Here is a 13,286-nt window from a genome sequence, read left to right as displayed (position 1 = left end):
AGGATGCTTCAACTTTTAATTTTTAATTGTTATTTTTTTAATTACTGTAATGCTTGAACAACTTGCGGAAGCTTTCGAGCGCAAAGACTATAAAACCGTTGCCTGGTTACTCAACCATCTGGTAAAACAGATGCCGCAAAATCCTTTAGTACAGTTCTATGTGGGACGGCTGTACGAAGAAACGGGCAAGTTGGAGGCGGCAGAAAATGCCTATCGGCAGCTGTTACGGGAAACCACCAATCCCAAGATTATGACTCAAGCTCGTCAAGGATTGGGACGTATAGAAGCGATCGCCCAACAAAAAAGACGAGACGCGATCGCTCAAGCCACCGCCGCCCCAGAAGACACAGAAGCAGGCGTCTTAGTTCTAGAAGCCGTTAGCGCTGAAAAGAAACAGGTCGCCGCCCAACAGTTAGCTCGAATCGTGCAGATAGACCCTTACACCGCACGGCTACAACTTCCCAGTCGCGGCTGGCGGTTGTACCGAACTGGTCCGGTAGGAGAACTGCGATTCTACAGTCAACAGATGCAGCAAGCCGAAATTCCCAACTTCTGGGCAAACCTTGCAGATGTTCGGAAACTTAACGTTTTTCGCGTCAGCCATTTCCTTTCGGCTTCCCCACCTAGCGTCGTTTGCGAGAACGAACACGGTCAGACAGGTTCCCTGACCTTCAACTGGTCAGAAGTCAGACAACAAGTGCAAGGACTCTTACCAATCTTTGGCGAAGTCATCGACCAAGATGCTCGTCGCCAACTGCAATGGAAAACTCAAACCCAAGACTATGCCCAATTGATCGACTTGCATCTTCCTTCCAGACACAGTATTCTTCGCCTTTGCGATAGCAACTACCAGTTTGGGCAGGGGATTTCCTTCAATCCACAGCCGACTCAACCCAATCAGGCTACCAACCGCAGTCATTGGAACAATTTACTTCATTTTCTAGAAGGACATTTGGCTCAGACGCCGATTTGGGCAGATTTTACAGATTTTGCTCAAACTGCGCTAGATCGCACAGAAATGCTAAAAAGTCTCAAGTCTCATATCGACTTATTTCGGCGTGAAGAAACCCTCTGGGATCCAGCTTTCCAACTGTACAGTGGGCTGGTTTTCCTCAGAGGGTCAAAGAATTAAAAAGCAAATCAAAAATTAGACAACAAGCCTGCTAATTTTTAATTTTTAGTTTTTGATTATTTTTTCACCTGACGCGCCATGTCCATGAAGTTGCTCATGCTGGGACCGGGACGCCGACGAGTATTAGAGCTAGAAATTGGATTCAAGTATTTCGGAGCAAACGTGGTATCGGATTGGCTTTGACCCTTGCCGTTGATGGGTGCTGCTGGTTTCTCAGCAACTACTGCCTCAACACCTTCAGCCGTCTGAATTAGCTCTACTGGGGGCCGTTGAGCAATTTCTTTCGGTTCTGAGACTTCTTTAGAGTTTGATGAATTCTTGGATGCAGCCCCTACAAGTTCTGGGGTTGCTTGAGGCTTCGATGAATCTTTTTGTCCATTAGACGCAGATTTAGAAGCGGATGCAGATGCCTTCGCGGGTTCCGGCTTCTTCGATTCTGATGTTTGGGCTTTGACTGGTTCTGGCTTCTTCTGGCTCTCTTGTGCCGCTGGTTTTGCGTCTTTGGACTCTTCTAGCTCCATGTAGTATCCACCAGACTTCTTACGAGGAAGAGCAGCAGCCTCGTTTCCTTCAGATTTCTTAGAGCCAAAAATTCCACCAATGAAAGCGGTAATGCCGCCCAACAATTTTTTGATAAAACCAAACATTTAGTATTACTCCTGAGATTTAAATGACGATGTTGACTGATTCCCGAAACATTGGAGCAAGCTATTCTATTTTTGATGCAAGACTGGTATCGCCAAGGATAAGCTCAACTGCTCAGCTCAGAAAGCAGCCGCTTTACAATATGGACAAAGCGTTTCTACCGTTGCAATTTGCGATCCAGATCGGATTATGAAGTTTTACGGCGGACAAACGCAAGATTCCCAGATAGTTCTTTACAAAAATTTACAAATTTTGTTTTAGTAAGTACAGTTACCCAGCCAGTTAGCTCTGGAAAACGCTCTTTTGTTGCAAGAATTTACATTAATCTCAGATTTTAAGCCACAGCCACTCGACAGGCTGTCCTAAACCAACCCCAGCCGCGATCGCTCGTGTCTAAGCTGGGATTATATGAGATTAATTCCTGGCAAAATGAACAGTGCCCCTAAGCGCAATCCTGTATTGCTAATTCACGGCATCAACGATACGGCTGCTGTATTCCATAAAATGGCTCCTTACCTGGCACAGCAAGGCTGGTCTGTATACGACCTCAGCCTCACCCCCAATAATGGTGCGATGGGTCTGGACTCTCTAGCACAGCAGGTTGCTGATTACGTTGCCAAGACCTTTTCACCCGACCAACCATTTGATTTGGTCGGCTTCAGTATGGGAGGCATCGTTAGCCGCTACTACGTGCAGCGACTAGGGGGTATTAACCGGGTGCAGCGTTTTATTACCATATCAGCACCCAACCACGGAACGTGGGCGGGCTACTTTCACAATGGGATTGGCTGCGTTCAGATGCGCCCTGATAGCGCTTTTCTACAAGATTTGAATCGGGATGTGGCGATGCTGGAACAGGTGAATTTCACCTCGATCTGGACGCCTTTTGATTTAATCATTCTGCCACCGAATAGTTCGGAAATGCCCGTCGGTCAAAATCTACAGGTGCCAGTATTGCTGCACCCGTGGATGATTACAGATGCTAAGGGGGTTAAGGCTGTGGAGAAGGCACTTTTAGAACCACTGAAGCGCGATCGCGTAGCGTCTCCTAATGGGAATCGCCAATCTCGGCATACTCCCGAACCCCGAAAATTGCCTCGGCATGAGAGTAATATTTGAACTCCATCAAGTTATAAAACGGATCTTCGAGAAAGAAGGTACGATGTTCGGTGAGTTGACTGGGAAAGCGATGTTTCGGCTGCTGATAAAAGTGCAACTGTTGCTGTTGTGCCCGTTCTAGCAAGCTTTCCCAATCAGCCATTGATGTAAAAATCAGCCCAAAGTGCCGGGGATAAATTCCTCGTTGCGGGGTAATCGGTTCTTTGCTAACGTGACCTACCAGCTGATGACCGTAGAGATTCAGAATTAAGGCATCGCGGGTTTCACGTCCTACTTGGCAGCAGAGTCCATCGGCGTAGTACGCTTTGGCTTGGGCAACATCGGAGATGGGAAAAGCAAGATGAAATATGGTTGGATTCATCGGTAATATCTGAGTGCTGTGCTTTATTTGCGGCGCTTTCCTGGTGGCGCAAGCGCCGATTAAAGGTGATATTCGCTGTGATAGATACATCCTTCACCTGCGGTTCCTTTTTGCGCCTCTCTCACGAGCAAGAGTATTGTGAAAGAGTGTTATGAATTCAAGATTTTTACAGATGCTCTCTACAATTAATTCTGTCAATCCCTGGTTAGTTGCAGTGGGATTGAATACAGTTTTGTTAGCGATCGCCTATTTCGCCCCTAAAAAGTTACTGACCCCCGCCGGATTCCTCCACGCTTGGGCGCTGGGCGTCATTATCTGGGGTACCCTCGGCTGGCAGGGATATGTAGTCGTCATGTTTTATTTTCTGGTAGGCTCTGCCGTCACGCGCATTGGCATGGCTCAAAAAGAAGCCGAAGGAATTGCCGAGAAACGCTCTGGGGCGCGGGGACCGGAGAATGTCTGGGGTTCCGCTCTCACGGGCACTCTATGCGCCTTAGGAACGCTACTGGTGAGTTATTTAGAGCAACCCCAATGGGTGCCTTTCTTACTGCTGGGCTATGTAGCGAGTTTTAGCACTAAACTTTCGGATACCACCGCCAGCGAAGTCGGGAAAGCTTATGGTAAACGGACGTTTTTGATTACGACTTTACAACCTGTAGCTAGGGGAACAGAAGGGGCAGTCTCTTTAGAAGGGACAATCGCTGGAGTGGTGGCATCGGTTGCGATCGCTTGTGTTGGCTGGGGCGTTGGTGCGATCGATCTCATCGGGGTGGTTTGGTGCATAGTAGCAGCGTTTATTGCGACTAATTTAGAAAGTGTCATCGGTGCTACGCTGCAATCTCGCTACGGTTGGCTTACCAACGAAGTCGTGAATTTTCTCAATACATTCATTGGCGCGATCGCGGCAATTTTGTTTGCCTTAGCATGGCACTCGTTTAGTCTGACTACTACGGGAATTACTTGACTTGAAACTGCATGATTTTAAGTAGTCTTTAACTAGATGGCTGCTGACGTTGATAAAGCAACCAATACAACCCTTTTTTTTGCATTAATTCTAGATGAGTTCCTTGTTCGATTAGTACCCCTTTCTCTAGCACCAAAATCAAATCTGCCCGCTTGAGCGGCTCAAATCTGTGGGCAATCATAAAAACTGTACGGTTTTGGGAAATTGCCTGTAAATTTTGTAAAACTTGCTGCTCTGTTTCGCTATCTAAGGCGCTGGTTGCTTCGTCGAGAATTAAAATAGGAGCTTGAGATAAGAATAAACGAGCTAAGGCAATTCGCTGACGCTGACCGCCAGATAAAGCAGTGCCTCGTTCTCCAACATTATTCTCGTAACCGTGGCTGAGTTCGCTGATAAAGTCATCGGCGACGGCTAATCGTGCGGCTTCTACGACTTGTTCGGTACTAATATCTGAATTACCTAAAGTAATATTTTCTAAGATAGAACCGTTAAAAAGAAAATCTTCTTGGAGAACTACACTGATTTGTTGGCGCAAGGATGCTAAATCAGCACTTTTAATATCAAACCCATCAATAAAAATGCGACCTGATTCAACTGGGTAAAGTCGTTGCAAAAGCTTAGAAAGGGTACTTTTCCCAGAGCCACTTCGCCCGACAATGCCGACAAACATTCCCGGTTGAACGGTGAAGGTAATTCCTCGCAGGATTGGTTCTTGATTGGATTGATAGCGGAAGAAAACCCGATCGAAGGTAACTTTCCCTTTCAGAGTGGGAAGAACTAGACCCGATCCGGGTTCGGCTTCGGGGGCTACGTTGAGAATATCTCCAATTCGGTCTACAGAAAGTAACACTTGTTGGAGATTTTGCCACAATTGCACTAACCGTAAAAGTGGCCCAGTCATTCTTCCCGCCAGCATTTGAAAAGCAACTAGCTGACCAATTGTGAGCTGATGGTTGATGACTAGCGCAGCTCCAAACCAGAGAATGAGTAAGTTGGAAAAATTAGTCAGAAAGTCACCGATATTGTTACTAATATTGGAGGTGGTAGAAGCTTTAAAGCCGGTGCGGATGAAACGGGCAAATAAACCTTCCCAGCGATCGCGTGCGGTTCCTTCGGCTGCATGAGCCTTCACTGCATGGATTCCCGTCACCGTCTCTACAAGAAACGATTGGCTATCCGCACTGCGGTTAAAGGTTTCATTCAACCAGTTCCGGAGAATCGGCGTCGCCACCAATGTCAACATTGCAAATAGCGGAATCACTGCCAAGGCAACGAAGGTAAGCTTGACATTGTAATAAAACATCAGCGCCAGGTAGATAACAGCAAAGACGCTATCTAAGATGACAGTTAACGCCGTTCCGGTGAGAAATTGGCGAATATTTTCCAGTTCTTGTACTCGCGCTACCGTATCTCCAACGCGGCGAGACTCAAAATAAGCCAAAGGTAGCCGCATCAAGTGGCGAAACAATTGAGCGGATAAACTAAGGTCTAAGCGTCGTGCAGTGTGAGTAAAGATAAATAGCCGTAAGATACCCAGAATCGCCTCAAAGATAGCAACGCTCAAAAGCGCGATCGCCATCACGTCCAAAGTTGGCAGACTTTCCTGCACCATCACCTTGTCAATAATTACCTGAGTAATGATTGGCGTTGCTAAACCCAACAGCTGCAACGTGAAAGACGCAACCAGCACTTCTCCGAGTAAACCCCGGTAACGCCAAACTGCCGGTAAAAACCAACTAAGGTTAAATTTGTCTTGTTGCTGAATTAGTTCAACTTGCCACAGTTGCCCATCCCAAGCAGCTTCAAGTGAAGAAAGAGGAATACTTTCGCAAGTTTGGCTGGGGTTGAGGGGGTTAGCGATGATAATGCGATCGCCTTTTACCTCGTATACCACCACCCAATGTTCCTGGTTCCAATGCAGCAAAGCTGGAAAAGATAGCTGCTGCAATTCGCGCCCAGATACTACCAAGCATCGCAGATGTAGCCCTATTTTCTCACTGGCTTCTACAAGCTGTTTCGGGCGTTGTCCCCGCAACTGACGTTGTATCCACTCTAGAGAAGCTGGATTTTGTAAGTATTGCGCCACCATCGTTAAGCAAGCTGCCGCTGAGTTAAGGCTAGAAATAAACGGATAATTACTTACAGATATCCTGCGTTCGGTTTCTATCGTTGCCTCTTCGTAGTTAGACTTGACGCCGCTAGATTGCTTCCAGAAGCTATCCAGTTCTGGAGAGGAAGCTTCATGCCATAACGCAGTATCCCAGCGCACTACCACAACTTCTTTGCTAGAAGCGATCGCTTTGAATCCCAGAAATTGCTGCAAATCACCGAACCAATCTCCCTCGGTCAAAGTGGTTAGCGGTTTCGCCCCTCCTTCTTCCCGCAAACGCACTTTTCCAGACAGAATTAAAAACTGGTCGCCCGGACGATCTGTAGACCAAATTTTTTCCCCCAACTTGTAGGAACGAATTTCGGCTTGCGTTTGGAATTTCGCTTGCTGTTCTGATGTCAGCAAGCTCAGAGGTGGAATATTCCCAGGCAAAATTTTAGCGAGTTCAACACTACTCAACTGATTTGCAGTTTCACCGTTAAGTTTTGAATTTTCTGTGCTAGCCATTGCTCAAAAAGTTCATTCTGTAGTGCTTCCTTTAGCTGACTATCTTCTAACGAAGCTGGCAGGAATTTCTCAACTCGAAACAAAGCCCAACGTTCTTCGAGTTTTAATGGCTCTAATAACCGCCCTGGACTCGCGGTATCAATCGCGGCTCGGATTTGGTCTGGAAGCGTTCCTCGGCTGACTGGCCCCATCATTCCATTTACAATTCGATCGTCTGTGAGAGAATACTCTTGCGCTAATTGTTCAAAGCTGGCTCCCTCTTCAATTTGGCTATATAATTCTTCAGCTAATTCTTGTTGGGCTACCACAAGACGAGAGAGTACAACCCGATCCAGGAATAGCTTGCGTTCAATGAAATATTCTTGCAGTTTCGGCTCTGCAATCTGAGTTTTGAGCTTGGTGAGCTGAAAACCAGATTTTACCTGATTGTGGAATGTTTCGTAGTCGATTCCACTGCGAACAAGCCATTCTTGGAAACTCTTGGGATCTGCTAGATTTCGGTGCAACCGAAAATCAATCACTGCTTGCTCAATTGCCGCCAAGCTAATATCAAGTTTGAGTGTTTGCAGTTGTTGATTTATAACGTACTGACGGAGGATTTCTCCAATAAAGGAAGTGAGTTTACCAGAAGATCGCAGATATTTTAGAGCCTGTTCAAGTGAAATTGATTGGTCATTTACAAGCAGAAAATGTACAGATTCCATAAAATCAAGAATTGAGGGAATGTTTATCTTTTCTAAAATTATGAGTAATTATATACAGGAGAGATGTCCGCTCCACAAAAAGCTTTATCATAGACGCAATCTGCCGATTTTCTGTCTATGAGCTATTGCCTGAATTCAGGTTGCAACAAGCCTCAAAACCCTGTTGGCACAAACTTTTGTACAAGTTGCGGAACGAAGTTACTGCTCAAGGATCGATACCGCGCGATCGCGCCCATAGGGGAGGGTGGTTTTGGCAGAACTTTCTTGGCTGAAGATGCAGACAGGCTGAAAGCTGCTTGTGTAATTAAGCAATTTTTGCCAGTGCCAGAAATTCAAGGCAATTCAGCAGCAATGCAGAAGGCAACCCAGCTATTTGAGCAAGAAGCGAGGCAATTACTGCAACTGGGAGAACAACATCCACAAATTCCTAGTTTATTTGCCTATTTCGAGCAAGATAAACGCCTGTATCTGGTACAGCAATATATCGAGGGGCAGGAATTAGGTCAAAACTTGGAACTACAGCAAGCATTCACAGAAGAGCAAATTCGAGATTTATTAAATGATTTATTGCCGGTGTTGCAATTTGTCCACGAACATCAGGTGATTCACCGGGATATCAAGCCGACGAATATTATAAAACGTAAAAGAGATGGCAAATTCGTCCTAATTGATTTCGGCATTTCCAAGCAATTGACCGTTGGCACTGGTTTAACTAAAACAGGCACGAAAGCTGGCACAGAAGGCTACGCACCCATCGAGCAATTTCGCAGCGGTAAAGCTTATCCAGCCAGTGACTTATACAGTTTAGGCGTTACCTGCATTCATCTGCTGACAGCAACCGAACTTGATGAACTTTACGATCCATTAGAGGGCTGCTGGCTATGGAAAGAGCATCTGAGGGAAAAAGGGAAAAATGTCAGCAGCCAACTGAGTCAAGTTTTGGATAAGTTGCTGAAAGATTATGTGAAAGAACGCTATCAATCAGCCGCTGAAGTTTTGAAAGACTTAAATGCTGTATCTACCCCACCACCGCCAAAATCTCAGAATTGGAGATGTGTCCACACCCTCATAGGGCATTCAAGCTGGGTTCGTTCTATAGCTATCAGTCCGAATGGGCAGACTCTTGCCAGTGGCAGCAATGACAAAACCATTAAGCTGTGGCAGGTGGACAGTGGCAAGCTGATTCATACTCTCACCGGGCATTCAAGTTGGGTTCGTTCTATAGCTATCAGTCCAGATGGGCAGACTCTAGCTAGTGGTAGTGGAGACAGCACCATTAAACTGTGGCAGGTGGACAGTGGCAAGCTGATTCGCACTTTCACGGGGCATTCAAGGTGGGTTCATTCTGTTGTTTTTAGTCCGGATGGGCAGACTCTAGCTAGTGGTAGTGGGGACAAAACCATGAAGCTGTGGCAGGTGGGCAGTGGCAAGCTGATTCGCGATTTTACGGGGCACTTAGACTATATTTTTTCCGTTGCCTTTAGTCCGGACGGGCAAAGTCTTGCCAGTTGCAGTCAGGATTACACTATCAAGCTGTGGCCGGTGGGCAGTGGCAAGCTGATTCAGACTCTCACAGGGCATTTAAGCCGGGTTTATTCTGTTGCTTTTAGTCCGGATGGGCAGACTCTTGCCAGTGGTAGTGGAGATAAGACTATCAAGCTTTGGCACTTGGAGACTGGTAAGCTAATTCACAGCCTCACTGGATATTCAAATTCAATTTGTTCCGTCGCTTTTAGTCCGGATGGGCAGACTCTTGCCAGTGGTAGTGGAGACAACACCATTCAGAATTGGTCGATTGACAGTGGTAAGCTGATTCACACCCTCAGAGGGCATTCAAATTTGGTTTATTCAGTTGCTTTTAGCCCGGATGGGCAGACTTTAGTCAGTGGCAGCGAGGACAAGACTATCAAGATTTGGCGGTGCGATTAACTGGGCGAGAACTGATGTTAAGCGCGATCGCTTCTAGTCCATTCTTTGGGCATTAGATAAAATTGAGCTGCAACGTGAAGGCGAGATACTCGACTTTTTTAAAAAGTCGGGTATCTGAAACGCTACCACTCATAGAAAAACAAAACTTTCTAATTTTTACCAAGAACCACCTGTATATTTTTCAACAATTCCTCTGACGTGTAGGGCTTTGGTAAAAATGTTTTGACGTTATTACCAGCGATTTCAGTTATCTGGTAATTAGATGTAAGGCCGCTAACTGCAATAATCTTGACCTGTGGATTGATTTTTTGCAAAGCCCGGATAGTCGTTATACCATCCATAGCTGGCATCATCATATCGACTAATACAGCGTTAATATCTTGCTTGTGTTCTGCATATAGCACCAATGCCTCCACTCCATCAGTAGCGGTTAAAACCTTGTAATTATAGGTTTCTAGAGAAATTTTCGTAAGCTCTCGAATTGAATATTCATCATCAACAACGAGAATTAATTCTCCTTGTCCTCTAGGCAATTCATGAGGCAAGCTTTTCGTCTCATCTGGTATCGTTGCCTGCGTTACGGGTAAGTAAATATAAAACTGCGTTCCTTGCCCCACTTCGCTAAGTACCTGCACAAATCCACCGTGACTTTTAACGATACCCATCACCGTTGAAAGACCTAAGCCAGTACCTTGTCCTATCTCTTTTGTGGTGAAAAATGGCTCAAAGATTCTATCGATTATTTCCCTTGAGATTCCCATCCCTGTATCGGATACAGTAATGACAACGTAAGGGCCAACCTTAGCGTCAAGATTCATCCGGACATAGTGTTCATCAACCCATAGATTCCTGGCACCAAGCTCTAAAGTTCCCCCATTTGGCATGGCATCCCTAGCATTTACGCAGAGATTCATCAATACTTGGTGCAGCTGAGTTGCATCCCCAGAAATAGTCCAAAGATCGAGCATGGGGATATCGGTGCGGATTTCAATCGCTCTAGAAAACGTCTGTTTAACAATCTGCTCAATTTCTTTAATAATGTGCCTTACTTGCAAGGTGGTTCGCTTCCCTTCGACTCCTCGCACAAATGACAGCACTTGTTTAACGAGATCGGCACTTCGTTGAGTATTGGTTTCTAGTGTTTTTAGGATTCGCCGGCTCTGCTCATCTTGAAGTTTGTGTTCCAAGATTTGAACAGACATTAATACAGGCGCTAGGGCATTGTTGAGATCGTGGGCAATCCCGCTTGCCAGAGTGCCGATACTCTCCATGCGCTGTGCCCGAAGAAACTGGGCTTCGAGTTGTTTCCTCTCTGTAATATCGGTATTAACAGTTAAGATAAATTTGGGTTGTTCTTCTTCATCCCGAACGAGAGTCCAGCGACTTGCAACGATAATATTTTTCCCGTCTTTTGTGACTTGATGCAATTCACCCTGCCACTCGTTTTCTTGGGCAAGAATATTCTGATTTTTTTGGAGTTGTGGTGAAATTTCCTTGTATAAAAGTTGATTAGCATTCTTACCAAAAACTTCTTCTGTCTTCCATCCGTACAAACGTTCAGCCCCTTTGTTCCAAAATAGGATTTGGTTGTTCAGGTCTCGGACGAGAATTGCATCGGTTGTAATATCAAGCAAAGCCGCTTGTTCTTGGATTTTCCGATCTGCCTGTTTGCGCTCGGTGATGTCAAGGACAAAACCGACAACGTTTGGTTGAGATGGTTCCATCAGCGCTGCACCAATCATCACTGGAACGCGACGACCATCTTTGGAAATAAATTCTTTCTCGTAGGGAGTACAATTGCCAGAACTGAGGAATTGTGCGAGCGCGTCTTCGTCTAAATGGCGATATTCGGGCGGAGTAATTTCATGCCAACGCAAACCTCCCGTTGGCAGTTCCTCCCGCTCATATCCCACCATCTGTAGAAAGGCATCATTCGCTTCGGTAATATTGCCCCGAAAATCTGCGAAAATAATCCCAATGATATTCGATTCAACCAAGCATCTAAATCGAGCTTCGCTTTCCTGGAGCGCTATAAATGCTTGCTCTCGTTCTGCTTCTGCTTGTTTGCGTTCGCATATCTCCTGTTCTAAACGTATATTTTGGTCTATCAGTTTTTTGGTCAAGCAACGCAGGCGCAGGTGGATGCTGACACGGGCTAAAACTTCTTCATGCTGGAGCGGTTTAGTAATGTAATCTACCGCCCCAAGATTCAACCCTTTGACCTTATCCACTGTCTCACTCAGCGCGGTCATAAAAATTACGGGAATATCTTGAGTTACTTGATTCGCTTTTAGGCGGCGGCAAGTTTCAAACCCATCTATTCCGGGCATGAGTACATCTAACAAAATTAGGTCGGGTGAAGCATAATCGGCACTTTCAATTGCACTTTCGCCATCTTCAGCCACTAAAACTTGGAAGCCGGAATGAGCCAGGAAATCGAACAGCATTCCCAAATTGGTAGGAGTGTCATCAACGATTAAGATAACTCCTTTTTCAACCGTATCAACACTCATTCATACCTCTTAAATTCTTGAATAAACTATAAGACTTGTTTCTTTTTAAGACTTTAGCGAATTGACAAAATGGGTAGTATACGGCATCAACTGCCGATCCAAGGCCTCAAGGTAAGCGATCGCTCTACGACGCCTCTAAAATCGTCTTTCCTTGCCTAGATCGAGCAAGTCTGCGATTTCTTTGGCAGGCGGAGGGTACTCTTGACCTTGAATACGCCACTCATCAGTTGAACTAATTGACAGCGAATTGCCAATTTTAATCCCGTTCCTTTTGCATCCGGTGCAATACCAATTCCTCTATCTTCCACCTGAAACTGGGTTCTCTCCGTTTGGTAGCCCACTTTGAAAGTTATAACGCCGATTTCTGTAAACTTGACTGTATTGCGAAGTAAGTTAATTAAAACTTGCCGCAATTAGATCGCCTCGCGTCTGAGGATGGGTTTATAAACTTCCTTTAATCAAAAGGATTTACCAATTCCTAACCGCATTTTTAAAGGGTTCCTTTTTTTCCCTTCATCTGGACTGCAAGCAATCCACCTTTGTATAGATTTTAAGATATTTTTCCTTATTTAAAATTACACCAAATCGTCAAGAAGCGTAACGAATTTATAAATCTTTTAGCTTTTGATAACCGAAACTTTTGTTTGTATTCTTAGTATTAAAAATTTATTAAATTTTCAAGGTTTATTGCAAACGTCATATAACAAACAGTTTTAAACGATTCAACCAACCCAATTGGATAGACAAATGTGGCGGTTTTCTTTCTCCTCAGAGATAACGCCTCGCTGGATAATAAGCTTAGGAGGCGAAAAACGTCATGAAACTCACAATACTGGTTGCCGCCGCTTTATCGGTGCCGCTATCGCTGGCGACGCCCGTACAAGCGGCAAATATGGGGCACGTCAAACGATTGCTGGAAACGAAAGAATGCGTAGGGTGCGACCTTTCCGGTGCTGATTTAAGCGGTGCCGACTTGAGAGAAGCGAACCTGCAACGGGCTAACTTAAGGAAAGCCAACCTAACCGGAGCCAATCTGGCTGGTGCTAACTTATACGTAGCGGACTTAGATCGCGCCCAGCTCAGAAACGCTAACTTACAAAATGCCATCCTAAGATTTACGCGCTTAACGGATGCCAACTTAGAAGGTGCTGACCTGCAAAAAGCGACTTTGAGATTTGCAAACTTGACAGGTGCCAAGCTGAAAAATGCCAACTTGCTTGGGGCTGACTTAAACAGTGCTAATTTATACCAGACAGATATCCGATGAAGGATTCTGCCTGGTATCGTTATCCCCGATCATCC

The 13,286-nt window shown here is 45.4% G+C and carries 11 protein-coding genes; 5 read left to right on the top strand and 6 right to left on the bottom strand.

From position 1 onward, the window contains the following. Positions 1-49: 49 nt before the first annotated feature. A complete protein-coding gene (locus NDI34_RS01525) occupies positions 50-1,132 on the top strand; it encodes a tetratricopeptide repeat protein (RefSeq protein ID WP_348231641.1) in 1,083 nt (360 codons plus the stop codon). Between the two features lie 56 nt (positions 1,133-1,188). Here the strand turns inward: NDI34_RS01525 and NDI34_RS01520 are convergent, their stop codons facing one another. Further along, positions 1,189-1,779 (bottom strand): hypothetical protein, encoded by a 591-nt coding sequence (locus tag NDI34_RS01520; RefSeq protein ID WP_190412739.1) that lies wholly within the window; start codon positions 1,777-1,779, stop codon positions 1,189-1,191. Positions 1,780-2,206: 427 nt separating this feature from the next. On the opposite strand from NDI34_RS01520, the gene NDI34_RS01515 reads away from it, so the two are divergent. After that, positions 2,207-2,896 carry a triacylglycerol lipase gene (locus NDI34_RS01515; protein WP_348231640.1) on the top strand — a complete coding sequence of 230 codons (690 nt, stop codon included), beginning with the start codon at positions 2,207-2,209 and terminating at the stop codon, positions 2,894-2,896. Here NDI34_RS01515 and NDI34_RS01510 read toward each other — a convergent pair. After that, on the bottom strand, positions 2,826-3,257 hold the full coding sequence (locus tag NDI34_RS01510) for a VOC family protein (RefSeq protein WP_348231638.1): 432 nt from the start codon (positions 3,255-3,257) through the stop codon (positions 2,826-2,828). The genes NDI34_RS01515 and NDI34_RS01510 overlap by 71 nt on opposite strands. Positions 3,258-3,429: 172 nt before the next feature. On the opposite strand from NDI34_RS01510, the gene NDI34_RS01505 reads away from it, so the two are divergent. Beyond that, entirely contained in the window at positions 3,430-4,221 is a 792-nt protein-coding gene (locus NDI34_RS01505; RefSeq protein ID WP_348231675.1) for a TIGR00297 family protein, read from the top strand. A gap of 28 nt (positions 4,222-4,249) precedes the next feature. On the opposite strand, the gene NDI34_RS01500 is transcribed toward NDI34_RS01505, so the two are convergent. Together NDI34_RS01500 and NDI34_RS01495 are read right to left on the bottom strand one after the other, a co-directional pair. Further along, positions 4,250-6,838: a type I secretion system permease/ATPase gene (locus NDI34_RS01500; RefSeq protein ID WP_348231637.1), complete on the bottom strand. Its 2,589-nt coding sequence runs from the start codon at positions 6,836-6,838 to the stop codon at positions 4,250-4,252. Next, positions 6,787-7,542, bottom strand: coding sequence for a peptidylprolyl isomerase (locus NDI34_RS01495; protein WP_348231636.1), 756 nt, complete (start codon positions 7,540-7,542; stop codon positions 6,787-6,789). Before NDI34_RS01495 ends, NDI34_RS01500 begins: the two co-directional genes overlap by 52 nt. Positions 7,543-7,659: 117 nt before the next feature. On the opposite strand from NDI34_RS01495, the gene NDI34_RS01490 reads away from it, so the two are divergent. Next, positions 7,660-9,471 (top strand): serine/threonine-protein kinase, encoded by a 1,812-nt coding sequence (locus tag NDI34_RS01490; protein WP_348231635.1) that lies wholly within the window; start codon positions 7,660-7,662, stop codon positions 9,469-9,471. A gap of 149 nt (positions 9,472-9,620) precedes the next feature. Here NDI34_RS01490 and NDI34_RS01485 read toward each other — a convergent pair whose 3' ends face one another. Both NDI34_RS01485 and NDI34_RS01480 read right to left on the bottom strand, forming a co-directional pair. Then, positions 9,621-11,984 carry a response regulator gene (locus tag NDI34_RS01485; protein ID WP_348231634.1) on the bottom strand — a complete coding sequence of 788 codons (2,364 nt, stop codon included), beginning with the start codon at positions 11,982-11,984 and terminating at the stop codon, positions 9,621-9,623. Positions 11,985-12,139: 155 nt separating this feature from the next. Beyond that, the gene (locus NDI34_RS01480) at positions 12,140-12,397 is read right to left on the bottom strand and encodes an ATP-binding protein (protein ID WP_348231633.1); all 258 of its coding nucleotides are present in this window, start codon (positions 12,395-12,397) and stop codon (positions 12,140-12,142) included. Between the two features lie 404 nt (positions 12,398-12,801). On the opposite strand from NDI34_RS01480, the gene NDI34_RS01475 reads away from it, so the two are divergent. After that, positions 12,802-13,251: a pentapeptide repeat-containing protein gene (locus NDI34_RS01475; RefSeq protein WP_190987063.1), complete on the top strand. Its 450-nt coding sequence runs from the start codon at positions 12,802-12,804 to the stop codon at positions 13,249-13,251. Positions 13,252-13,286 lie beyond the last annotated feature (35 nt).

The organism is Trichocoleus sp. DQ-U1 (genome assembly GCF_039961925.1).
GTDB lineage: Bacteria > Cyanobacteriota > Cyanobacteriia > Cyanobacteriales > FACHB-T130 > FACHB-T130.
The sequence above is the reverse complement of the archived record's forward strand: the minus strand, read 5'-3'. Positions and strand labels throughout refer to the sequence as shown.

Bases quoted from the DNA above. Each gene is read 5' to 3' on its own strand.
- NDI34_RS01525 (WP_348231641.1), top strand. From the start codon at position 50: ATGCTTGAACAACTTGCGGAAGCTTTCGAGCGCAAAGACTATAAAACC.
- NDI34_RS01520 (WP_190412739.1), bottom strand. From the start codon at position 1,779: ATGTTTGGTTTTATCAAAAAATTGTTGGGCGGCATTACCGCTTTCATT.
- NDI34_RS01515 (WP_348231640.1), top strand. From the start codon at position 2,207: ATGAACAGTGCCCCTAAGCGCAATCCTGTATTGCTAATTCACGGCATC.
- NDI34_RS01510 (WP_348231638.1), bottom strand. From the start codon at position 3,257: ATGAATCCAACCATATTTCATCTTGCTTTTCCCATCTCCGATGTTGCC.
- NDI34_RS01505 (WP_348231675.1), top strand. From the start codon at position 3,430: ATGCTCTCTACAATTAATTCTGTCAATCCCTGGTTAGTTGCAGTGGGA.
- NDI34_RS01500 (WP_348231637.1), bottom strand. From the start codon at position 6,838: ATGGCTAGCACAGAAAATTCAAAACTTAACGGTGAAACTGCAAATCAG.
- NDI34_RS01495 (WP_348231636.1), bottom strand. From the start codon at position 7,542: ATGGAATCTGTACATTTTCTGCTTGTAAATGACCAATCAATTTCACTT.
- NDI34_RS01490 (WP_348231635.1), top strand. From the start codon at position 7,660: ATGAGCTATTGCCTGAATTCAGGTTGCAACAAGCCTCAAAACCCTGTT.
- NDI34_RS01485 (WP_348231634.1), bottom strand. From the start codon at position 11,984: ATGAGTGTTGATACGGTTGAAAAAGGAGTTATCTTAATCGTTGATGAC.
- NDI34_RS01475 (WP_190987063.1), top strand. From the start codon at position 12,802: ATGAAACTCACAATACTGGTTGCCGCCGCTTTATCGGTGCCGCTATCG.